At 49.0% G+C, this 22,670-nt stretch carries 21 protein-coding genes; 15 read left to right on the forward strand and 6 right to left on the reverse strand.

Translation table 11 applies throughout. The features are described from left to right. The first annotated feature begins 12 nt into the window (after positions 1-12). The 8 genes from ACO05Z_RS07390 (at position 13) to ACO05Z_RS07425 (ending at position 8,554) form a co-directional block, all read left to right on the forward strand. Positions 13-708, forward strand: coding sequence for an amino acid ABC transporter permease (locus tag ACO05Z_RS07390; protein WP_421901524.1), 696 nt, complete (start codon positions 13-15; stop codon positions 706-708). A gap of 202 nt (positions 709-910) precedes the next feature. Next, complete coding sequence (gene deoC / locus ACO05Z_RS07395; RefSeq protein WP_421901525.1) at positions 911-1,564, forward strand: deoxyribose-phosphate aldolase; 654 nt, start codon at positions 911-913, stop codon at positions 1,562-1,564. A gap of 4 nt (positions 1,565-1,568) precedes the next feature. After that, on the forward strand, positions 1,569-2,243 hold the full coding sequence (locus ACO05Z_RS07400; protein ID WP_421901526.1) for a precorrin-8X methylmutase: 675 nt from the start codon (positions 1,569-1,571) through the stop codon (positions 2,241-2,243). 117 nt (positions 2,244-2,360) lie between these two features. Beyond that, positions 2,361-5,177, forward strand: coding sequence for an EAL domain-containing protein (locus ACO05Z_RS07405; protein ID WP_421901527.1), 2,817 nt, complete (start codon positions 2,361-2,363; stop codon positions 5,175-5,177). 422 nt (positions 5,178-5,599) lie between these two features. After that, the gene (locus tag ACO05Z_RS07410) at positions 5,600-5,929 is read left to right on the forward strand and encodes a 4Fe-4S dicluster domain-containing protein (protein WP_421901528.1); all 330 of its coding nucleotides are present in this window, start codon (positions 5,600-5,602) and stop codon (positions 5,927-5,929) included. A gap of 11 nt (positions 5,930-5,940) precedes the next feature. Further along, positions 5,941-7,092: a 2-oxoacid:acceptor oxidoreductase subunit alpha gene (locus tag ACO05Z_RS07415; RefSeq protein WP_421901529.1), complete on the forward strand. Its 1,152-nt coding sequence runs from the start codon at positions 5,941-5,943 to the stop codon at positions 7,090-7,092. Positions 7,093-7,094: 2 nt separating this feature from the next. Beyond that, positions 7,095-7,931 carry a 2-oxoacid:ferredoxin oxidoreductase subunit beta gene (locus ACO05Z_RS07420; protein ID WP_421901530.1) on the forward strand — a complete coding sequence of 279 codons (837 nt, stop codon included), beginning with the start codon at positions 7,095-7,097 and terminating at the stop codon, positions 7,929-7,931. Further along, a complete protein-coding gene (locus ACO05Z_RS07425; RefSeq protein WP_421901531.1) occupies positions 7,931-8,554 on the forward strand; it encodes a 2-oxoacid:acceptor oxidoreductase family protein in 624 nt (207 codons plus the stop codon). The genes ACO05Z_RS07420 and ACO05Z_RS07425 overlap by 1 nt, the downstream gene beginning before the upstream one ends. Positions 8,555-8,608: 54 nt before the next feature. Here ACO05Z_RS07425 and ACO05Z_RS07430 read toward each other — a convergent pair whose 3' ends face one another. From ACO05Z_RS07430 to ACO05Z_RS07450, 5 genes are all read right to left on the reverse strand, one after another. After that, the gene (locus ACO05Z_RS07430) at positions 8,609-9,193 is read right to left on the reverse strand and encodes a hypothetical protein (protein ID WP_421901532.1); all 585 of its coding nucleotides are present in this window, start codon (positions 9,191-9,193) and stop codon (positions 8,609-8,611) included. 3 nt (positions 9,194-9,196) lie between these two features. Continuing rightward, positions 9,197-10,765 carry a sigma 54-interacting transcriptional regulator gene (locus ACO05Z_RS07435; protein ID WP_421901533.1) on the reverse strand — a complete coding sequence of 523 codons (1,569 nt, stop codon included), beginning with the start codon at positions 10,763-10,765 and terminating at the stop codon, positions 9,197-9,199. Positions 10,766-10,939: 174 nt separating this feature from the next. Then, the gene (locus tag ACO05Z_RS07440; RefSeq protein WP_421901534.1) at positions 10,940-11,527 is read right to left on the reverse strand and encodes an indolepyruvate oxidoreductase subunit beta; all 588 of its coding nucleotides are present in this window, start codon (positions 11,525-11,527) and stop codon (positions 10,940-10,942) included. Next, positions 11,527-13,371, reverse strand: a complete 1,845-nt coding sequence (gene iorA, locus ACO05Z_RS07445; protein ID WP_421901535.1) for an indolepyruvate ferredoxin oxidoreductase subunit alpha — start codon at positions 13,369-13,371, stop codon at positions 11,527-11,529. The genes ACO05Z_RS07440 and iorA overlap by 1 nt, the downstream gene beginning before the upstream one ends. 153 nt (positions 13,372-13,524) lie before the next feature. Beyond that, positions 13,525-14,175 carry a tetratricopeptide repeat protein gene (locus ACO05Z_RS07450; RefSeq protein ID WP_421901536.1) on the reverse strand — a complete coding sequence of 217 codons (651 nt, stop codon included), beginning with the start codon at positions 14,173-14,175 and terminating at the stop codon, positions 13,525-13,527. A 308-nt stretch (positions 14,176-14,483) separates the two neighbouring features. On the opposite strand from ACO05Z_RS07450, the gene ACO05Z_RS07455 reads away from it, so the two are divergent. Together ACO05Z_RS07455 and nadD are read left to right on the forward strand one after the other, a co-directional pair. Then, complete coding sequence (locus ACO05Z_RS07455; RefSeq protein WP_421901537.1) at positions 14,484-15,743, forward strand: glutamate-5-semialdehyde dehydrogenase; 1,260 nt, start codon at positions 14,484-14,486, stop codon at positions 15,741-15,743. Between the two features lie 70 nt (positions 15,744-15,813). After that, a complete protein-coding gene (gene nadD, locus ACO05Z_RS07460; RefSeq protein WP_421901538.1) occupies positions 15,814-16,464 on the forward strand; it encodes a nicotinate-nucleotide adenylyltransferase in 651 nt (216 codons plus the stop codon). A gap of 101 nt (positions 16,465-16,565) precedes the next feature. Here nadD and ACO05Z_RS07465 read toward each other — a convergent pair whose 3' ends face one another. After that, positions 16,566-17,570 carry a glycosyltransferase family 9 protein gene (locus tag ACO05Z_RS07465; protein WP_421901539.1) on the reverse strand — a complete coding sequence of 335 codons (1,005 nt, stop codon included), beginning with the start codon at positions 17,568-17,570 and terminating at the stop codon, positions 16,566-16,568. A 263-nt stretch (positions 17,571-17,833) separates the two neighbouring features. On the opposite strand from ACO05Z_RS07465, the gene ACO05Z_RS07470 reads away from it, so the two are divergent. The 5 genes from ACO05Z_RS07470 to ACO05Z_RS07490 all read left to right on the forward strand — a co-directional run bounded on the left by ACO05Z_RS07470 (position 17,834) and on the right by ACO05Z_RS07490 (position 22,651). Beyond that, positions 17,834-18,901 (forward strand): hemolysin family protein, encoded by a 1,068-nt coding sequence (locus ACO05Z_RS07470; RefSeq protein ID WP_421901540.1) that lies wholly within the window; start codon positions 17,834-17,836, stop codon positions 18,899-18,901. 13 nt (positions 18,902-18,914) lie between these two features. Continuing rightward, complete coding sequence (locus tag ACO05Z_RS07475) at positions 18,915-19,331, forward strand: cytochrome c maturation protein CcmE (RefSeq protein ID WP_421901541.1); 417 nt, start codon at positions 18,915-18,917, stop codon at positions 19,329-19,331. Between the two features lie 81 nt (positions 19,332-19,412). Continuing rightward, entirely contained in the window at positions 19,413-21,290 is a 1,878-nt protein-coding gene (locus ACO05Z_RS07480; protein ID WP_421901542.1) for a heme lyase CcmF/NrfE family subunit, read from the forward strand. Between the two features lie 10 nt (positions 21,291-21,300). Continuing rightward, on the forward strand, positions 21,301-21,981 hold the full coding sequence (locus ACO05Z_RS07485; RefSeq protein WP_421901543.1) for an ABC transporter ATP-binding protein: 681 nt from the start codon (positions 21,301-21,303) through the stop codon (positions 21,979-21,981). Next, positions 21,974-22,651, forward strand: coding sequence for a heme exporter protein CcmB (locus ACO05Z_RS07490; protein ID WP_421901544.1), 678 nt, complete (start codon positions 21,974-21,976; stop codon positions 22,649-22,651). Before ACO05Z_RS07485 ends, ACO05Z_RS07490 begins: the two co-directional genes overlap by 8 nt. Positions 22,652-22,670 lie beyond the last annotated feature (19 nt).

The raw sequence follows: 22,670 nt of genomic DNA on the forward strand, positions 1-22,670 counted from the left end.
GAGTGGCGTCTCGTGCAATGGGATGTAGTTTGGAACAACTTTGATTATTTTCTCTGGGGCGCCTTTCCTGACGGACCTATCGGCGGTCTGGCGGCCAGTATTATTCTTGCTCTGCTTGGTATTTTCGGTGCTTTCTGGATCGGTCTGGCTGCGGGGTTGATGCGTCTTTCCCGCAACAGGGTGGTTAAGTCCATATCTGTTGTCTATATTGAGGTTATCCGTGGGGTGCCCCTGCTGATGCTTATTTTCTGGTTCTATTTTCTGGCTCCGGTTGTGCTTGGTAAATCCCTGCCGGAATTCCACTGTGCCTTAATTGCCTTTATCGTTTTTACCGGGGCTTATATCGGTGAAATCGTCAAAGCTGGAGTTATTGCTCTGCCCAGAGGTCAGATGGAAGCAGCAAGGGGTACAGGACTTTCACATGTACAGGCCATGCGGTACGTAATTCTGCCACAGGCTCTGCGCAACATGATCCCTTCCTTTGTGAACCAGTTCGTTTCTTTGACCAAGGATACCTCGCTTGCTTACATCATCGGTGTGAACGAGCTGACTCGTACTGCTACACAGGTTAACAACCGAACCTTGTCAGCGCCTACAGAAATCTTTATTACTATTGCGATCCTTTATTTTGTCGTTTGCTATGTGCTGACTTGGGCCAGCCGCCGCATGGAGGCACATATGGCCAAGTATCAGGCTAGAGATCGCTAGTTTTCCTAATGTATATAAAATGGTTAGCCCCTGCTTCATATTGAGGCAGGGGTTTTCTTTTGCGCATTTGTAACTTTATTTTGACCGAAATTTCATATTGGATTAAAGTCGTTCTAATGGGAAGTATGCTCTAGTTTCGACCTGCAAAGAGAAACGCGGGATTGGAGCCGGACTTTGTTCAATTTTAACCCGGGAGACCGACATGGACAAAATAGAGAAACTTGCTTCGTACATTGACCACACTTTGTTAAAGGTATCAGCAGTTCCTGCAGATATTGAGCAATTGTGCCGGGAGGCGGTTGAGTACGATTTTGCATCTGTTTGTGTCCATCCTTCTCATATAGCCCGTGCTGCTGAATTGCTGGCAAGTGAAAAGCCGGTTGTTTGCTCGGTAATTGGTTTTCCGTCGGGGTCAACTTTAACGGAAGTAAAAATGCTTGAAGCAATGCGTGCAGTGGAAAAGGGAGCGCAGGAATTGGACATGGTGGTCAATATTGGAGCTCTAAAAGCCGGTGACCGCAAAGCGTTTTTGAATGATATATTTATGACCGTGGAAGGAGCAGGCGGGGTTCCGGTAAAGGCAATTATTGAAACAGGACTCCTTGATGATGAACAGAAAAAGATTGCCTGTGATCTTGCGGTGACAGCAGGAGCCTCTTTTGTTAAGACATGCACCGGATTTGCTCCCGGCTGTGCCTGTGTGGAAGATATCAAGCTCATGCGTTCTGTTGTCGGCGATGACATCGGCGTAAAAGCCAGCGGGGGAATTAAGACATATGAACAGGCTCAGGAACTGTTACAGGCCGGAGCCAGCAGGATAGGAACTTCCTCTTCCCTTGCTATAATAAGGAGATAATTTTTTGTCCGGGAAAGTAGAACTCATGGCCGTGGCAAAGCCCGGTGATATTGAAAAGAAGTCTTTTGAAATTATTGATTCCGAAGTCCCGGTACCTCGCAGGTTTGACGGTATTGAATGGCAGATCGCAAGGCGCATGGTCCATACTACCGCAGATTTTGAGTTGATCGACCTTGTGCGTTTTCATCCGGATGCTGTTGCTTCCGGCCTTGATGCCTTGCGGTCCGGCTGTTCTATTGTCACGGATACAGAGATGGCCCGCTGTGGAATTCCTATGCGCAGGATGAACCCTTTGGGTTGCGAAGTGCGTTGTCTGATGAATGATCCGGAAGTTATTGCGTCAGCAAAGAGGAATTCCACCACGCGTGCGCATGCTGCACTGGAGTTGGCTGCATCTTCTTTGAAGCCTGCTGTTCACGTTATCGGTAATGCACCAACAGCGCTTATCAGATTGGTTAATTTAATCGAAGAAGGAGAGATGGCTCCTCCTGCGTTGGTTGTCGGTATGCCTGTGGGGTTTGTGAATGCTGCGGAGTCCAAGGCCCTGCTGATGAATTGCGAATCCATACCTTATATAGCTATTGAGGGTAGGAAAGGTGGCTCTGCGCTTGCGGCATGTGTAATCAATGCTCTCGCTGAAGTTGTTCTTTCTGAGCGTAATCTCTCTGGCGAAATATGATCTTTTTTTTAGCTACAGATTAATTATTATAGACTTTGAAAGTTAATTGTGAAAACAATATTGCAATCAATTCTGTTTGTTTTTCGAGTGTTAATGTTAGTTCCGGTGCAATAAGGTATGTCTGAGAATACGACCGCTTCGAATAGATCATTTTTAAAATTTAAAAAGGGTGAGAGATCAATTTCCCGTGATCTTTCAGCCTGTCTTGTTTTTGCTCTAGCTATAATTATCGGTTTGGTGACGGCATATGAATATATTGGTCGTTCGAAGATGTTGCGTCAGGAATATGAGGATAAAGCTGATAATTATATTGAACAGTTAGCTAAGTCCGTTACGTTTCCTATCTGGAACTTTGATATGGGCTCGCTCAAGCATGTTTGCAGTGCCTATACTCAGAACGAGCAGTTCTCCAAACTTAAAATTGTCGATATGAACGGTGAGGTGTTGTTTAACTTTGTGCGCCCCGGCGACAAAGACGACAACCCCATTGTCCGTGTGCGTGATCTGTATATTTCCAAGGAAAAAATCGGGTCCATCCGTATGGAGTTGAGCAGCAGGATTTATCGTCGCAACCTTGACTGGATTCTGTTTGTTTCAAGTCTGACCTTCCTCACTTCTGTGGCAGTCATCTATATAATCACGGGCTTTCTCATAGACTACTTTATCCGTAACCCCATAGCCAGATTGCGCAAGGGGATGGATAAGGTTGCCATGGGGGATTTCTCTTACCGATTTGATGAGTTTCAGTACATAGAATTGTTGGAGATCGGTTCCCGATTCAACCGCATGACTGAAGAAATCGCCAGCCGTGAAAGCAGGCTTGAGGAAGTGAATAAGGTTTTGCAGAGCGAAATCCTTATGCGCGAGAAAGCTGCACGCTCACTTGTTAAGAGTGAAAAGCGTTACCGGGCATTGGTAGAAACCACTGCTGAAGGTTTTTTCATGATTGATGAATCCTTGATTCTGCTGGATGTAAACCCTGCCTTTTGCACCATGATCGGCCTTACACGGGAAGAAATTCTGGGTGGTGACGTCGAGTCGGTTCTCGGAAGCCTTGCTGCTGAGCGGTTCAGGAATAACGATGGTCATGCCCACAAGTTTGAGCTTAGCTTTGTGAACACTAATGGCCGTGAAGTTGATATTTTCATCAATGCAACTAATCTATTTGAAAGTGATAATGTAAAACTGACTTTTGCATTTGTTACTGATGTCTCCAGTTATAAGATGATGGAAAAGGCTCTGCGCGCTTCAGAGGAAGAGTACCGGACCATTGCCGAGTATACATTTGACTGGGAAATGTGGATTGGGCCTACCGGGGCGGTAAAGTATGTTAGCCCCTCGTGCGAACGTATCTCCGGTTACCCCAAAGCTTATTTCATGGAAGGTCCGGTCAGGGTAGAGCATATTCTGCATAAGAATGACCGTGAGTTTTGGCAGAAGGCTTTGCGTGGGACATTTCCTTCTCCTGATGGAACGGATATGCGCCTTTTCCGTCGTGACGGTCTGCTGCGTTGGGTCTCTCTTACCGGTCATCAGGTTTTTGCTGATGACGGTACCTCGCTCGGTTTAAGGATCTCCCTGCGTGATATTACCAAGCGTAAGTTTATGGAGAAGCAGCTGCAGTACGAAGCCCTGCATGATCCGCTTACCGGTCTTGCCAACCGCACTTTGTGCTGTGACCGTATTCTTCAGGCTGTGGAACGTTCGCGCCGCCGGGACAATTATTATTTTGCTGTTGTTTTTATGGATCTGGATCGTTTCAAGATTATCAATGACAGCCTTGGCCACAATATCGGTGATAAGTTGCTGGTAGAAGTTTCTAAACGATTGCTTAAAACCATTCGTGAGCTGGATACTGTTTCCCGTTTCGGTGGCGATGAATTTATTGTTGTGCTCGAAGAGCTTGCTTCCCCGCGTGAAGGTATACGTATTGTCCGCCGTATCAGGGATTGTCTGAACGGTCCTGCTGTAATCGAAGGACATAAGATCAATGTTGCCGCTAGTTACGGCGTGCTGCTAAGCCCCACTGAGTACGACAAGCCGGAAGAAATTATCCAGAATGCCAATGTTGCTATGCATCAGGCAAAGGAATCTGGCAGGGATAGAATTAAGGTCTTTAACAAAAGAATGCTGGAAGAGGCCGTGCAGGCCATGCAGCTTGAGAGTGACCTCCGTGCGGCAATGCTTTCAGGTGATGAACTTTATTTGGATTACCAGCCTATTTATTCTTTGCAGAACCATAGTGTTGTCGGGTTCGAAGCATTGATCCGTTGGAATCATCCCCGACGCGGTCTGGTTATGCCCAGTGAGTTCATTCCCATGGCTGAAGAGTCTGGGCTTATTTTTGAACTTGGAAGCTGGGTTGTAAGTGAGGCCTGCCGTCAGATGAAGAGTTGGCAGGCTAATTATGATTCCGCTTCTGATATGATGATGTCCATTAATATTTCTCCACGTCAGTTTTCTCAACCTGCACTTGTGGACAATATTCTTTCCAAGCTCAATGAGTTTGATCTTCCTGCGCAGAATTTGAAAATTGAAATTACTGAAACGGCAATTATGGAGCGGGCTAAACAGTCCGTTGATATGCTCAATAGGCTCAAGTCTGCAGGTGTTCTGGTTTCCATTGATGATTTCGGAACAGGCTACTCATCTATGAGTAACCTGCAGGAATTTCCGCTTGACCAGTTGAAGATTGACCTCAGTTTTGTGCGTAAGATGAATGAATCTTCCGAAAACCTTGAAATTGTCAGGGCAATTGTTAACCTTGCCCACAACCTCGGCTTAAATGTTGTTGCTGAAGGTGTGGAAGAGCTTGAGCAGCAGGATACTTTGCGCGATCTGGGCTGTGAATTCGGGCAGGGATACCTGTTCTCAAAGCCAATCAGCCGTGGCAAGGTGGAAGCCTTTTTTAAGGATGAGATTAAGTTGAATTGATTCTTTATCGACTGTGTTTCCGAAACTTGGGAAATGTATGTTGCATATGTATCCGTAAGTAGTGTGTTGGAAATTTCAGTCAGTTTTATGTATTGGCGAAGAAATTTGGGAGAGTCGGCATTTGGCCGACTCTTTTTTTTGGGCAAAAAATGTGATTGTATAATCAATCAAAAGCCGTTGGCAATACAGTAGTCCATCTTTTCATAATCTATGTACAAAGCATATTCATGTCAATTAAGTTGTGCTTATTTTATAATATTGCCATAAAAGTTCCGATTCCTGTTGCATGTGCGGAATTACCATGCTAGGGCCGAATTTAGGCCCAGTAAAAATAAAAGTTTACGGAGCTGTCGGCGAGGTTGGTCCGTTCAAGGGGAGAAGAAGAACGGATTATTTGAGTCACCCTCAACCTGGATCAGGTTATGAGTGTCAAACGTAAGGGAAATAGCACGGTTACGATTTTTCCGGACTGGTGTAAGGGGTGCGGAATCTGCGCAGCCTTCTGTCCGGCTAAGGTCATGGAGTTGAACGATCAGGGTAAGGCGGTCGTCATCCGGGAGGAAGAATGTATAAATTGCGGATTCTGTGAGCTGCATTGCCCGGATTTCGCGATTATGGTTCGTCCCAAGGTTGATGATGAGATTCCTGCGGTATGCAGGGCAGTCCTTGAAAAGGCCGCCCGGAAAGCCGACAGGCCTGCCGCTTCCGGCGGTGCTGCGGAAAAAACCGGTTCCGGTAAAAAAAAGGGATAAGGTGAATTTCCATGGCCAGACCTAGAAAAAAAAGAAACAAAGAGATTTTCGCTCTGGGCAACGAGGCTGTTGTTGAAGGTGCGCTTCTGGCGGGTTGTACCTTTTACGGCGGGTATCCCATTACTCCTTCTTCGGAGATTATGGAGATAATGGCTCAGAGATTGCCACTGATTCCTAACGGTTCATTTATCCAGATGGAAGATGAAATCGGTGGACTTGGATCGGTTATCGGTGCGTCACTGGCAGGCAGGAAAGCCATGACCGCTACTTCCGGTCCCGGCTTTTCCCTCATGCAGGAGCATTTGGGATATGGATGTATCACCGAGACTCCGCTGGTAATTGTTAACGTCATGCGTGGCGGCCCCAGTACCGGTCTTCCCACATCCCCAGCTCAGGGCGATGTGCAGCAGGCCCGTTGGGGAACCCATGGTGATCATTCCATCATAGTTCTTTCTGCTTCCAATGTTCAGGAATGTCTCGATAATACCATTGAGGCATTTAACCTTGCGGAGAAATACCGCACTCCGGTAATCCTACTTATTGACGAGATTACTGCCCATACCCGTGAGAAGATCATCATCCCCAACCCGGATGAGTATGAGGTCTTTAATCGCATTGTTCCGACCATGCCTCCGGAATGGTACAAACCTTACGAAGAGACTGTGCGCGGCGTACCGCCAATGCCTGCTATCGGTTCCGGTTACCGCTTTCACGTTACCGGGCTGACTCATGACACCAACGGTTTCCCCACATCCCGGCCTGATGAAGTTCGTGAATTGAACGAAAGGTTGTTCCGTAAAATTGACCAGTTTCTCCATGATGTGCAACTGGTTGATGAAGTGGACACCGAGGATGCGGATGTTGTTGTCATTGCCTACGGCACTGTGGCCCGTTCTGCTGAGCTTGCAGTTAAACAGGCTCGCGATCTGGGTGTAAAGGCCGGGTTGCTTAAGCTTTCGACCCTGTTCCCTTATCCAAGGAAAGCAACTGAGAAGGTTATGGCCAAGGCCAGTACTCTCGTTGTTCCTGAAATGAATATGGGGCAGATTTCAAGGGAAGTGAAAAGAGTAAATAACGGTCAGGTAAGCGTGCGGACCATCAATAAGGTGGATGGGCAGATTATTACCCCCGCCGAAATCCTTAAAGTCTTAACACGGGTGTAGTCATGGTTGATATGAAAGGTACACAGCTCATTCATGAGTACTTAAGGCATAACAAGAAGTTTCCGCATGTTTTCTGTGCAGGTTGCGGGCATGGCATCGTTCTCGGTTCCCTGATCCGATCAATCCATGGTCTCGGCCTCAAGAAAGATGAGGTCTGCGTGGTGGCCGGTATCGGTTGTTCCGGCAGGCTGGCGGCATATGTTGATTTCAACACTGTCCACACCACCCATGGCCGTGCGTTGACTTTTGCTACCGGAATCAAGATGGCCAAACCGGGGATGCACGTTATCGTTGTTATGGGTGACGGTGACTCCATGGCTATCGGTGGTAACCACCTGATCCATGCAGCGCGCAGGAATATCGGCGTGACTGCTCTGATTCTCAACAATAACATTTACGGTATGACCGGCGGGCAGTGCTCACCGACCACACCGTCCGGTTCTTTCTCCATGACCACACCGTTGGGACAGATGGAGCAGAGTTTTGATTGTGTGGAGCTTTGCTCCGCTGCCAAAGCCAACTATGTGGCCCGTGGAACTGTTTTCCATGTCAAGAAGCTGGACCAGATGATCATGGACGGTATCAGTAACCCCGGTTTCGGCGTGGTAGAGATCCTTACTCCCTGTCACACCCAGTACGGACGCAAGAACAAGTACAAGACTCCGGTGGACATGTATAAAATGCTCAAGAAGGATGTCATAGACATTGAGCGTTATGAAAAGCTGAGCGAGGCGGAAAAAGCCAAGAAGGTTCCCTCCGGCGTGTTTGTCCAGAAAGATGAGCCCGGTCTGGAAGAAAAATTCTATGAAATGGCTGCAAAATGTCAGGGAGGTGCGTAATGAAAAATCAACCTCTGGACAGATTTGAAATCCGCCTTTCCGGTCTCGGCGGTCAGGGTATCCTGACTCTCGGTAAGGTTATGGGGTCCGGTCTGGCTCTCGGGCATGGATACTTTGTTACCCAGACCCAGAGTTACGGCCCGGAAGCACGTGGCGGCGCCAGTCGCTCCGATCTGGTTATTTCGTCCAATGTGATTAGCTATCCAAAAGCTGAATCCCTCGATTTGCTTATCGCCCTGAGTCAGGAAGCGTGTAACATGTATTACCGTAACCTGAAGCCCGGCGGTCTGCTCATGATTGAAACCGATCTGGTCAAACAGCCTCCGGTAAACCAGTTTATCGGCCTGCCTTTTACTAAGCTTGCCAAGGATAAGCTGGGTTTGCCTCAGGCTATGAACACTATTGTGCTCGGTGCTGCAACTTACCTGCTGCCGTTTGCACAGCAGCGCACCATGCGCAAGAACCTTGAAGAAGTCCTGCCTGCAAAGATCAGGGACATCAACGTCAAGGCATTCAACATGGGTTTTCGTGAAGCTAAGAAGAACTTCGGAGATCCCGAAGAACTTTGGAAGGCTAATTCAGTAATCGTTTCTGACGAGGAATATGAATACGATTCCATTTAGCCTTTGACTGGCATAGCACTAATAAAAAAACTCCGGCCTTTGGTCGGAGTTTTTTTATTTAAATTTAAACAATGAATCTGAAGTCTGATTGAAAGTTTCCACTTCTTCCTGCTGGTCGGGAGTAAGATTGTACGGGTCCCATCGTTTGCATAGTTCCTGCGGCTCGCGGGCCCGGTTGCGAACCCTGATAACAGCGAGACTGCGTTTTCCGGTGGGAATGAAGGTCATACGTACCAGATGGCAGTCGATGTGCGCTGTGTAGCATTTTACGCCTTGCTCATCACTCAAGCAGTTGCCGATGGATACGGTTGACCAGTCCCCGATTTCAGGCATGTCTACTGTGGCCTTGCGGTTCAGGAGCATCCTTACTTCAGCTGTGCAGTTTTTGCTTTCAAAGTAGTAGTGCTGGTGGGTTATGGTTTTGAAATTCCGGTCCGAGCTGCCGTCAGGGGCTAAGGCTGTCGATACAGAAATGGTTTTTCTGGTGGTAATATGGTCGGAATCAAACGGAATGATAAAAGGTTGCTCCGGTGCTTTTTTAGCACCGGAACAACCTGTAATAATCAATGCCAGCAGACTTAAAGCTGCGCAAAGGAAAGGCTTAAAAGTACCTTTTGCGGCGTGCTTCAAAACTTGCATGTTTTATTTTTTCTTTTTCGCGCCTGCGTATTTCTTGACGTCAATATTGTATTTTTTAACCTTGTAGTTGACGATACGGTAACTTACACGCAGGTCTCTGGCGGCCTGCAGCATGTTGCCGCGTGCCTTTTTCAGGGAATCAACCAGCAGTTCCTGTTCAAACTTTGCCACAGCTTCACCAAAGGAAAGGGAGGTATCAGTAGCGGTGGATTCTGCTGTCTGCAGGGTCGGGGGCAGGTGGTAAGTCCTGATTACCTCTTCCTCGCAGATGAGTACTGCACGTTCAATGCAGTTCTTCAGCTCACGTACGTTCCCCGGCCAGTGATACTGGGTGAAGAGATCGATTGCAGGGCTGGAGATACGCTTGATTTCCTTGTTGTATTCCCCGGAGAACATGTCGAGGAATTTTTCGGCCAGCGGCAGAATGTCCTCACGACGTTCGCGTAAAGGAGGGATAAAGACGGGAAAGACGTTGATGCGGTAGAAAAGGTCTTCCCTGAATTTGCCGTCACGCAGCAGTTGCTCCAAGGGCTGGTGGGTCGCGCAGATCAGGCGGACATCAACAGCAATGGGCTGCTCGGAGCCGACCCGCTGGATTTCCTTTTCCTGAATGGCGCGCAGTACCTTGGCCTGTGCATCAAGGGAAAGTTCACCGATTTCATCGAGGAAGAGTGTACCGTTGTTGGCGATTTCAAAGAGACCGCGTTTGTTCTGGTAAGCACCGGTGAATGCACCTTTCTGGTGTCCGAAAAGTTCGCTTTCAACCAGTTCCGCAGGCAGGGCCGCGCAGTTGAGTTTTACCAGCGGTTTTTCCCTTCTGGGGCTGCATGAATGGATAGCTTCGGCAAGGAGTTCCTTACCGGTTCCGGATTCACCGCGCAGCAGGGCTGTTGCTCGGCTGGGGCCGACCTGACGGGCCTGCCTCAGTACCTGCTTCATGCTCTTGGAAGTAGCCACGAAGTCAGCCGGCGGGGGAACATCCACCGCACCGGGCATCATGCCCTGAGAAAGCATCTGGGCCTGCAGGGACATTTCTTCCTGTAAGCGTGATACCTGATTGGAAATAAGGGCCGCTACCACCTCAAGGAAATGTTTATGCTCGTGCAGGTCATCCATGGGCAGAATGGGGGAGTCAACGCTCAGCGCGCCGATAACTTCCTGATTGCCGTCGGAGTCAGTCCTTATTACAGGGACGCAGATGAAGGAAAGTCCTCTCTGCTCTTCCTCAGACCTGTTGAATGCTTTATTGAGCATCTGATCATCATCAGACATTCTGGGGATGATTACAGATTCACCCGTCTCGTATACTTTACCCACAACGCCTTTGCCCGGTGCGTAAGTGGCAGTGTAGTCTTTTGCTGGGCTGTGGGTAATGGAAAGCTTCAGCTTTTCCGATTCCGGGTCCATAATGGCCAGGAATGCACGCGGGAAGTGGAGGTCTTTGGACAGAACTTCAAGAATAGCATTGAGGCTGGGTTCCAAATCGTGATGGGGAGCTACAGAATCAAGAATTTCACTCAAAGTTGAAAGATAGATATTGTCCACTCGTTCCGTCAGTCCGTTTCTAGTCATTTCTTTACTCATGCCGTCCAGGCTGTTTTTAGATTTCAGCTTTGCCGGAGCGTACTTGCTCCGTGGTTCCGGCCTAAAATTTTGTTTGGCGCATCGGGAGTATCCTCCCGATCTGGTATACTGTTCTTTAAAGTCGACAGCCGCATGATAACATGCGGCTGTCGATTTGTTTACTTATGATACTGCCTTTACTCCGAGTTCCAGAGCCTTCAGGTTGATATCCGCAATTTTCGGTTTCATGGCTGATTTGATTGTTTCAGCCAATTGTTCCGGTTTAAGGGGAATGCATCCTGTGGCACAGAGAGCTCCGAGCAGGGCAATGTTACCGCTCTGCACAGCTCCGGCCTCAAGGCCGAGTGACTGGCAGGGGAGGTAGTATGCTTTTCCGGCGCAGGTATCAACCTTTTCCTTGATAATTTCAAGGGGAGTGTTTTCTGCTTTTCCGGTGCATACGGAAAGAGGCGGAACGTATTCGGTGCTGGAAAGCACTGTGCCGCCGGGTTTGAGGTAAGGCAGGGCGCGCAGGGTTTCCAGAGGCTCAAAGCCGAGGATTACGTCTGCTTCGCCGTGTCCGATTTTAGGGGAGGCCAGTCCGATAAGCAGTGCTGATTCAACAACACCGCCGCGCTGGGCCATTCCGTGAATTTCGCCGGCAGTGACATCAATACCGCAGTCAAGAACCGCCTGTGCGAGGAGGTTGGTGGCTGTCAGGGTGCCCTGTCCGCCGACCCCGGTCATGAATATACGCAACCTATTACTCATTAGCTGCTCCTTTTCCGGGCTTTAATATCTTTAGTCAGTTGCAGGCAGAGCATACAACCGGAACAAAGGATTTCGTTGATTTCAACGCCTTCCGCAGTCTTTTCAAAAGCGGGGCAGGCCAGTTCTTCCATCACCTTGAGCACTTCGTCAGTCTGATTAGCTACGTAAGCTGTCTGTCCGGGTGCTTTTTTGAGGGTTCTGCGGGCGAAGAGAGGACAGGGGGCCTTAGCGATAAGGACACGCACGCCTTTCATAGCCTTCAGATCTTCAAGGTCTTTGGTGAGGGCTTTCTGGTTCAGCGGGTTCACGGTACGGATTTCGTTAACGCCGCAACCCTTGACGATGGACTCGATGTCGACCTGCGCAGGGTTGGAACCCAGTGCAGTGGTCTCAACGCCGGGGTGGGGCTGGTGCCCCGTCATGGCGGTGGTGGAGTTGTCAAGGACGACCAGCAGGATATCGTGCTGGTTGAAAACCGCGTTAACCAGTCCGGTGATACCGGAATGGAAGAAGGTGGAGTCGCCGATGAAGCCGACAACAGTCTGACCTGCGGCTCTTGCAGCTCCGGAACCTGCTGAGATGGAGGAACCCATGCAAAGCAGGAAGTCAGCAGCATTAAGCGGAGGCAGGATACCGAGAGTGTAGCAGCCGATGTCGGAAGAACAGACTGCGTCGGGACCGAAAACCTTTTTCACTGCGTAGTAAGCGGCACGGTGGGTACAGCCGGCGCAGAGGTTCGGCGGACGCATGGGCAGTCCCTCTTCTGCGGGACAGTTTTCGATCTTCTCAATTTCCATGCCCAGAACTTCGCGGATAATCGCGGTGATGTTCAGGGTGGAGTATTCATCGTTGAGCGGCAGCAAGGCGTTATCTTTACCGATTACTTCTACTGCAATGGAGTTCTTCTGGGCCAGAACCCTGAGTTCGTTCTCAAGGAAAGGCTCAAGTTCTTCCAGAACAACGACTTTCTCTACGGAAGATATGAAGTCGGTGAGCATCTTGGTGGGCAGCGGATAAGTGAAGCCCAGCTCAAGAATTTTAAATTTGTCGGCAAGGCCGGTATCAGCCAGTGCATCTGCGAGATAAGCTCTACAGATACCGGAAGCTACGATACCGATTTTCCCATTACCGGAAATTTTGTTGTACTTGGATGTCTCCGCCATTTCACGCAGTTTTTCGAGTTTTTCGAGAAGGTCTACGTGCATTCTGCGGGCGAAAGCCGGAATTGGTACGAACTGAGCGGGATTCTTTTTGAATCCTTCAGCCGGAGCAAGCTTGGTGATTTCACCGTATTCAACCGGACCACGAAGGTGGTTGACGCGGGTGGTGGTGCGCAGCAGGAACGGAGCGGACATTTCGCGGGACATGTTCAGTGCGTCGCGGGTCATGTCTTTTGCTTCCTGAGCTGTAGAAGGCTCAAGGCAGGGCATGCCGGCAAGGCGAGCATAGTAGCGGTTGTCCTGTTCGTTCTGGCTGGAGTGGCATCCGGGATCGTCTGCGGAAAGCAGAACCATACCGCCGGGGGTGCCGGTGTAGGCCAGAGTCATGAGCGGATCGGCAGCAACGTTTACGCCGACATGCTTCATGGTGGTCAGGGTCATTGCACCTGCGAGAGTGGCGCCGCCGCCAACTTCCAGTGCGACCTTTTCATTGACCGAGTATTCAAAAGTGAAGTCGCCTTCAGGGGAAAGGCGGAAGAAAGTGTCCGGAACTTCGGAGGAGGGGGTGCCGGGGTAGCAGGTCACTACCTGGATACCGGCTTCAATTGCGCCTCTGACAATGGCTTCATTGCCGAGAAGCAGCTTTTTCATGCCCGGACTGTCCTTGAGAAGTGGGTGAGCCATGAATGTGCTCCTTAGGTCATGGGGTTAACAGAATGTTCACAAACGCACGACTGGGTAGTCTCAGCGGGGATCCGGCCCCTACGGTTAATGCCGGAGCCCCGTTCTGTGGCTTTTCGTGTACAGTCGTACACTTATGATCAGCCTGTGTTAAATTTAGAGTTTAGCCTTGAGTTCCTTGATTTTGAACTCAAAGAAAGAAGCTTCCTGGGGAGAGCTGGTCATCAATCCCTGGTAAGCCTGTATTGCAACCTGGATGTTTCCTGCTTTTTCAGCAGCTTCGCCCAGCAGTCTGTTGATGGATGCTGCGTAAACTGCGTCTACGCTCTCTTTCAGTTTCTGAAGAACAGTAACAGCTTCACCTGCTTTGTCTTCGAGCATCAGGCATTTAGCCTGCCCGAGACCGGAAACAGCTGAGAGCTTGGGAGATGTCTTGGCAATAGCAGCCCATACGGTTTTTGCATCAGCATAGTGTCCAGCGTCCATCCATGCCTTGGCAAGGGCAAGCTGTACTGCGGGCTTCATGGATGCAGGAGCATCTTTTTCAAAAGCAGCCAGCGCATCGGCCTGTTTTGCTCCGCTGTACTTGATCAGGATGGTTCCCATTTCGCTCTGGGCCTTGATCAGTTTCTGCTGGTTCATATATTTGAACCCGGAGATTCCACCGGCGATAAGAATAATTGCTGCTACACCTGCTGCAATCATCTTTCCATTCTTAATGATGTAGTCGAGGATAGGGTGCAGGGTGTCGGGAGTGGATTCGTGAACCTGATTCAGAATGTCCTGTGTGTTGTTTTGTTCTTCCATTTTAAAGGAAAGCCTCCATGAAAATTTTATACAAAGTTGAAGTGCGCTATATAATGCAGTCTGACAAAAAGGTCAAAAGCGAAAGCTTAAAATAACATCCCGTAAATGTTGACTTAATGCTAAAGTGGTTGAAAAAGATGACAAAAAAAGAAAAAATAATTTCACATATTTTTCAACAAAACCCCTTGCCGATGGCTATCATTGGTAAATGGTAGTTGACTTTTTTGCAATATCCTTAGTAGCCAAAAAGAATCAATCGGCGGAAAAAATGATATTTCAGTCAATATAAATGTTTTTGAGGTGGAATAATGAGCCATTCTGAAGCAATGAAAGCTTTGGCCTCCAAGGCCAAGGAAGCTTCCCGAAAAATCGCCTGTGCCGACGGCACCGCAAGGAACGCAGCCATCATCGAGCTGGCTGCTTTGCTGGAGCAGGAAAAAGAATTTATTTTTGCAGAAAACAAGAAAGATCTTGATGCAGCAAAAGAGCGAGGTCTTGATCAGGCCCGTTTGCAGCGTCTGGAAATTACCCCTGCGGTTCTTGACTATATGATTCAGGGCTGCAACGAGGTTGCCGGACAGGCTGATCCTGTTGGCGAAATTGAGAAGATGGAACGTCGACCCAATGGCATGATGGTTGGCAAAATGCGCATACCACTCGGCGTAATTATGATGATTTTTGAGTCTCGCCCCAATGTTACAGTTGATGCTGCCGTGCTTTGTCTTAAGGCCGGCAACGCAGTAATTCTGCGTGGTGGCTCAGAGGCTATCCACTCCAACCTAGCACTTGCTTCCTTGTTGCAGAAGGCCCTTGGGAAAGCGGATCTTCCTGCTGAAGCAGTACAGGTTGTGGAGGTGACTGACCGTGAAGCTGTGAGCGAACTGCTTAAGCTGGATGAATACATCGACGTAGTCATTCCCCGTGGCGGAGAAGGGCTGATTCGTGCGGTTGTTTCACAGGCAACTATGCCCGTACTTAAGCACTACAAGGGTGTATGTCACATATACGTGGACAAGGATTGTGAAATTCCTGAGGCTATGGACATCATCAAGAATGCCAAGACCCAGAAGCCCGCAGCATGTAACTCCCTTGAGTGCCTGCTTGTTCACGAAGATATTGCCAAGGAGATTCTTCCCTCGCTCGGAACTCTGCTCAGCGCTTCCGGTGTAACCTTGAAGGGCTGCCCCCGGGCCATGCCTTTGCTGGGACCCAAGGCTATTGCCGCTGATTTTGATGACTGGGGTATGGAATATCTGGACCTGATTCTCTGCGTGAAAGTGGTCTCCACTCAAGACGAAGCACAGGATCATATTTCCCGTTATGGCTCTAACCATAGCGAGGTAATCCTGACCAAGAACCATGACCGGGCTATGCGTTTTATCCGTGAAGTGGATGCCTCCATGGTAGGTATTAACGCTTCCACCCGTTTCAATGATGGCGGTCAGCTCGGACTTGGTGCGGAGATCGGTATTTCCACCTCCAAACTCCATTCATACGGCCCCATGGGCGCAACTGAGCTTACCAGCACAAAGTTTGTACTGCTTGGCAATTGGGATGTCCGTAACTAGAATTTAATTGAGTAAATTAGTCCCGGTAAAAGAGTTCTTCTTTTGCCGGGAATTTTTTTAGGTTTGAAATATGAAAATTGGTCTTTTCGGTGGAAGCTTTAACCCTGTTCACATGACACATATTGATGTTGCAGAAGGGGTGCGGACGCGACTCGGGCTTGATAAGGTTCTGTTTGTTCCGGCGGGTAATCCCTATCATAAAGAACAGGGCGAAATGCTTCCTGCAGCATTGCGTTATGAGCTGGTAGAAAAGGCGGTGCAGGGCTGTTCCGGTTTGGATATCAGCGATATTGATATTTCTGCAGACGGTCCCACATATACTATCGACACTCTGCGCGAGGCAGCGCGCCGTTATCCTGATGCTGAGCTTTACTTTATTATGGGGCAGGATTCGCTGGAGACTTTTACCACTTGGAAGGATTGGCAGGAGATTCCAGAGTTAGCCAATGTTGTTGCGGTAAGTCGGGCAGAAGCTGACCACGGGGCAATGTCTCATGAACTTAAACGTATTTTCCCTGATTTGACTGAAACCGGCCAGAATGTCTGGCAAATAAAGGGCGGAAAGTCGATTTACATTATCGGAGATTTTGATTTTGTAATCAGTTCCACATTGGTTCGTGAAGAGTGGAAAAAAGGTGCGGATGTCACTGGGCTGGTCCCGAAAGCTGTTGCCAAGTGTATGGCAGAACATACAGATGGACTGGCAAAGTTTTGGAGCTAGCAACGGCGAAGCCCTAACAAAAGTTTTTGGGATTCTTAAACCCTTTTATCAAAAAGGGTTTAAGTCGCCGGAGGCGAACTTCGTTCATTCTTAAAAGCGCGTTAGCGCATCAGGTCCTGTATTTTCTCAAACACATCTCCCGGGGTGATTTTTCTAAGACATTCCCGGTCCTTTTTGCAATTGCTCTTGCCGTGCAGTGAGCAGGGGCGACAATCCATATCAGATTCCAGAACAACATCTCGCGGTCCGGCGGGGTGGAATCCCCAAGCCTTGGAAGTGGGGCCGAACATGGTGATTACCGGGGTTCCTACAGCTGCGGAAAGATGCATGGGGCCAGAATCTCCGGTGATCAGCAATGTTGATTTCTCCAGCAGTGCACATGTTTCACGTAGCTGTAATTGGCTGGTGAAATTGCAGCCTGACTGCTTGGGTTCGAAAATATTGTCGTCAAGTCCGATGATGGTCCATTTTATGTTGGCCTCATCCAGTTTTTCAATAAGTGTGTTCCAGCTCTCTTCTGGCCATGCTTTGTCCGGATGGGTGGCGTAGGGGTGCAGGGTGATGAAATCCTGACCCAAGTCGTGTTCATCGACCAGTGTCTGTGCGGTCTTTCTTTCATCCTCATTCAGATAGATATGAGGCAGCAGTTCAGATGCTGCCGGGATATCTTCTTCAAGGGCTGAAGCGTAGCGCTGAGTGACCCGCAGCTCAGAAAGCTTGTTGTTCAGCTTGGCGGAGCGGGTCAGCTTGAACATACGGCGTTCAAGGGAAAATTTGTTATATCGTGAGACCTTGCCCTTCCAGCGAGAGCTGAGAATTCTTGACCGCAAGGTGGAGTGCAGGTCGATGAGTTCGCAACCTTCATACTCGGCAGCAATTTGTCCGGCCTTTTTTACCCATGCTAGATCGCCAAGGTCTTTTTTATCAAGGCTGATGACATTTTTGATATGAGGATTATTTTCTAATACAGGGCTGCTGGACGTTTTGGTAATAAAGGTGAAGGTGCAGTTGTACTTTCGGGCCCAATACTCGATTACTCCAGTGGTCAGGACTACGTCCCCAAGGGCGCTGAGTCTGAATATTACTTTATGATTTGTTTTTGTCATCGCGCGCATATTTTAATGGCGAAACTCAAAAGGTCAATGCCTTTTTAGGGTGTTTTGAATGGGGGAGTAATGATTATTTTTTTCGCTCTAACCGTTTGAACTCTTGCTAATTTTATCTTATGAATTTATTTTGTAGCAAAATCGTAGGGATTAAGGCTTTGGGCCTTCCTATTTTTATTGCGCCACTATCTGCCTTCTGATACTGATGCCAGTATCAAATAGATGCCGGATGGCGTCATTTAATAACTTTAACTCAAAAATTAATGCTGGAATTAATACTTTCCGTTAGTGTAGCCACACTTATTTCCGCTTACTGTTCTGTCAGTGAAGCCGTTTTTTATTCCTTTCCGTGGAGCAGGATTGAAACCCTGCGTAAGGAAGGACACAAGTCCGGGGCGATTCTGCATAAACTGCGCGCCAATGTGGACCGGCCTATTACTGCAATCCTGACCCTCAATACCGTTGCCCATACTGCCGGTGCCGCTTTTGCAGGTGCTGCTTGGGCCTCTGTTTACGGTGCGGAAACCCTGCCTTGGTTCACGCTTGGCTTCACTATTGTCATTCTTATTCTTTCTGAAATTCTGCCTAAGACTATAGGCGTTCTTTATTGTGAACCTCTGGGACGGGTATTGGCCCGGCCCATGGAGATTTTGATTTGGATATTCCTTCCGGTTATCTGGATCTGCGGTATTTTCTCTCGCCTTGTGAATAGAAACAAGAGCTGTGAAGGACCGCAGGCCACGGAAGAAGATATACGTGCTATGGTCAGCCTGACCAGGAGATCCGGGGCGATTAAACCGTATGAAGCCCTCTCAATTGCTAACATCCTGTCGTTGGACGACAAGATTGTTGAGCAAATTATGACCCCCCGGACTGTTGTGTTCTCTCTTCCTGCTGAGATGACCGTAGCCGAGGCTCATGCCAAGTACAGTGCATGGCCGCACAGCCGTATTCCTGTTTATGAAGGAGATGATCCTGAAGACATTGTCGGCGTTATTTACAGGCGTTCTGTTTTTGAAGCGCTTGCGGATGACCATGACGATGTGAAGCTTTCTGAACTGATGAAACCGGTCCGTTTTGCACTGGAAAACATCACGCTGGATAAGCTTCTGGTAAAATTCCTCGAAAGCCGCATGCATCTTTTTGTGGTGCTTGACGAGTACGGTGGAATGTCAGGGGTTGTAACCCTTGAAGATGTTATGGAAGAGATCCTTGGTAGCGAGATCGTGGACGAGACCGATCAGGTCGTGGACATGCGTGAACTTGCCCGCAGGAGAAGAAAAGAACTGGTCGTCAGCAAGGAAGATGATTCCGCTGACGTTTCGAAATAAAACGGAGTACGAGATGGCCAAGAAAGGTGGAAAAGGCGTTTATATTGCCGCCTTGATCCTTTTTCTCGGTGGACTGGGCTACCTGATTTACTCAGGTATTTCTCAGGACAGCGTGTATTTTCTTAATGTTTCAGAGGCACTTGCCATGGAAGAGTCTGAGCTTGGACAGGCAAGGCTGTTCGGCAAGGTTGCGCCTCAGAATATTGAGTCTAAAGCTGGTGGGCTCGGGGTTGCTTTTGATCTTACAGATCAGAAGGAAAATACCCAGACTATCCGCGTTGATTACAGCGGTGCCGTCCCTGATACGTTCAAGGAAGGGGTCGAGGTTATTGTGGAAGGTAATTTTGTCGGTGGACATAAGATGTTCAAGGCAACTTCCCTGATTACCAAGTGTCCGTCCAAGTACGAAAAGGAAAATCGCGAGGGTTGATCCCTGCGGTTGCTCTTCAAAGATTTTGCTTTGAAGTTCCCGTTTTTATAAAGATTTTATCCGTTATGGAGTAAATATAATATGCAGCTATTTGCTAACCTTTTGCTCCTCATCGCCCTTCTTGCGGCGTTGGGGGCGGGTGCTTATGCATGCTTGGCCCTGCTCACGGGCAAGCGCAGCGTGCTGGATCTGATTGATAAGGCGAACATGGTCATTGCCGGTCTGGTTACAGGCTCAAGCATTATTCTGACCATCGGCCTTGTTAACAGGGATTATTCATTCAAATACATTTATGAATACGTAGATAATACCCTTCCCATTTTCTATACGCTTACAGCATTCTGGGCCGGAGCCGACGGTTCCCTGCTTTTCTGGATGCTTTCCATTGCGATTATGGGTGTTATCTTTTCGAGACTTCCTCTTTTTAAGGAATTTTCTGAAAAAACAAGGCTTTACTACTGGCTATTTTTTATGGCGGTGCAGGCTTTTTTCCTGCTCCTGCTGACTAGCTGGTCCAATCCTTTTATGGAACTTGTGCCCACCCCTGCGGACGGACGCGGTCTGAACCCTCTGCTCCGTAACCCCGGTATGATTTTTCATCCGCCGCTGCTTTTCCTCGGTTATGCAGGTTTTACAAGCCCAGCAGCTCTGGCTCTTGCGGCATATCTTGCTGGTGAGTTCAAATCCTGGGTTTCCTTCTGTCGTAACTGGAACATTCTGGCCTGGATTTTCCTGACTGCCGGAATCGTTCTCGGTTGCTGGTGGTCTTACATGGAACTGGGCTGGGGCGGCTACTGGGCATGGGACCCCGTTGAAAACGCATCCCTCATCCCGTGGCTCAGTGCTTCCGCATTCATGCATACAGCCATTATTCAAATTAAGCGTAAGGCTCTTCAGCGGACTAACGTTTTCCTCATGAGCCTGACTCTGCTGCTCTGTATCTTTGCTACCTATCTGGTGCGTTCCGGAGTAGTACAGTCCCTGCATGCTTATGGTGAGAATGGAGTCGGCCTGCCGTTGCTGCTGTTTCAGCTTGCTTTTCTCGGTATCATGCTGGCTGTGCTTTTTGCCGGTCCCCGTCCTGAGTTCAGAACCCTTTCAGGTTTGAACAGCAGGCAGGGCATGCTGGTTATTGCAGCATGGGCATTCCTCGGTCTCGGCCTTGTGGTCGGACTTGGAACCATGTGGCCGGTAATCAGCAAGATGTGGAGCGCGAACCCAATCGGCCTTGATGCTCGGTTCTATAACCGGGTTTGTCTGCCCTTGTTTAGCTTGATCATTCTCATCTTTACAGTTTGCCCTTGGTATAACTGGAAAGAGGGTATCTTTAATAAATGGGGCTTGTATCTGGTCGGAGGTGCTTTTATTCTCGGCGGTGTTACCAGTTACGCCTTCGGTCTGCACAATCCTCTAGGACTGATTACCAGTGCTGCGGCTATCGCTTCTCTGGTGGGAATTCTCGGCGTTTTCGCCTTCATCCCGCAGCTGCGTAAAGTCCGCTCCATGATCGGTGTTTACGGCTTACATTTCGGTGTTGCGCTTGTATTCCTCGGTGTGGCCTGGTCCGGACCTAATAAAATCGAACATCAGTATGTGATAAAGCAGGGCGAAAGCGTCCAGCTCGGAACATACACAATGACTTATAAAAAACTGACCGAAGGCCAGACTCCCGAAATGGCAAAGATTACCGCACTCGTGGAAGTTACTGAGAACGGTAAGCCTGTCGGTCTGCTCGCTCCTGAGCGTAGGCTCTACCGTAACTTTGATCAGCCTTTTGCTGAAGTTTCGGTTATCCCCAGCCTCGGCAGCGAAATATATGCAACATTGTTGAGTGTGGATGCTGAGGGCAATGCCACATTTAAGTTGAGCCTTAATCCGCTTATTAACTGGCTCTGGATCGGAGGTACTTTGATGTGCCTGTTTGGATTCATGGCTTTTAGAAAACCGAAACTTACTTAGGCGGGCTCAAGTGGCTGAGAATGAAAGTATTGCGCTTAAGGTTAGAAAAGCAGCCAAGTTTTTTGGGACGAGGCTGATTTTCAAGGATGTCAGTTGTGATGTTCTCCGCGGGGAGATTCTTCTCGTGGTAGGGCGCAACGGTGCGGGCAAAACAACCCTGCTCAAGATCATGTCCGGGCTTTCAAGGCCTTCGGCCGGGGCTGCGGAGATTTTGACTGAGCCGGAAAAGACCGCTTATCTCGGGCATTCCACCTTTATTTATCCGCGTCTCAGCGGGGTGGCGAACCTTTCATTCTGGGCTTCCATGTACGGTTTGTCCCCTTCTCGCGAAGAGCTGATGGCTCTGCTGAAACGGGTCGGACTGGAACGTGCAGCCGAAGAACAGGCCGGTTCTTATTCACGCGGTATGGCTCAGCGTTTGAATCTGGCACGTGTTTTCCTTGTAAATCCGGATCTGCTTTTTCTGGATGAGCCGGGAACAGGGCTTGATCAGGCTTCACTCACTTTATTGCGTGATGAGGTTGTCGCCATGCGTGACCGCGGAACCGCTATTGTCTGGATCAGCCATGATGTGAACCATGATGCTGCTTTGGCCGACCGGGTTCTCGGATTGGCTGGACGCAAAATGGCTTACCTTGGCGTTGCTTCTGAATTCGACCCTGAAACCGTATTGGGAGGGGAGAATGCTTAAGCGTGGACTGGCAATTGCGGCCAAGGACCTGCGCCTTTCCATTGGCGGGGGCCAAGGTTTGACTCAGGCTGTTCTTCTCGGATTACTGCTGATCTTTGTGTTCAGCTTGTCGCGTCCGGCAGGGCAGTTGGTTGAACCGCAGGCAGCTTCAGCCATCTTCTGGCTGGCATCTTCCTTCGGGCTGGTTTTGGTTTTCAATACTTTGTTTTCAATGGAAGAATCAAACGAAGCGCGTTTGGGACTGCTTTCATCGCCTGTTCCATTGCATGCTGTCTGGTTCGGAAAAGGCCTTGCAGGATTCGGGCTGTTGCTTTGTTCTCAGCTTGTATTTCTTCCGGCTACAATTGTATTTCTCGGTCAGGATATGAAGGGTTCATTTGCGGTTTTTGCTGCAACCCTGCTGGCTGCGGACTGGGGACTGGTTGCTCTTGGAGCATTGCTAGGTGCAATCTCTCAAGGGCAGGCTGCACGGGAATCTCTGCTTTCAGTGATTCTTTTCCCCTTGATGCTGCCCATTCTGCTGGGGGCGATACAATTGATGACTTCGGTATTTTCCGGAGTTAACCTTATGGATGAGAGTTCGTGGATGGGTATTATTGTATCTGCCTCGGCTCTGTTCAGTGGTGCAGGCCTGATCCTTTTTCCTTTTGTATACAGCGGCGAGCAGTAGGCTGGCCGTTTAATATAGT

The sequence above is a fragment of the Maridesulfovibrio sp. genome (assembly GCF_965230075.1).
Lineage (GTDB): Bacteria > Desulfobacterota > Desulfovibrionia > Desulfovibrionales > Desulfovibrionaceae > Maridesulfovibrio.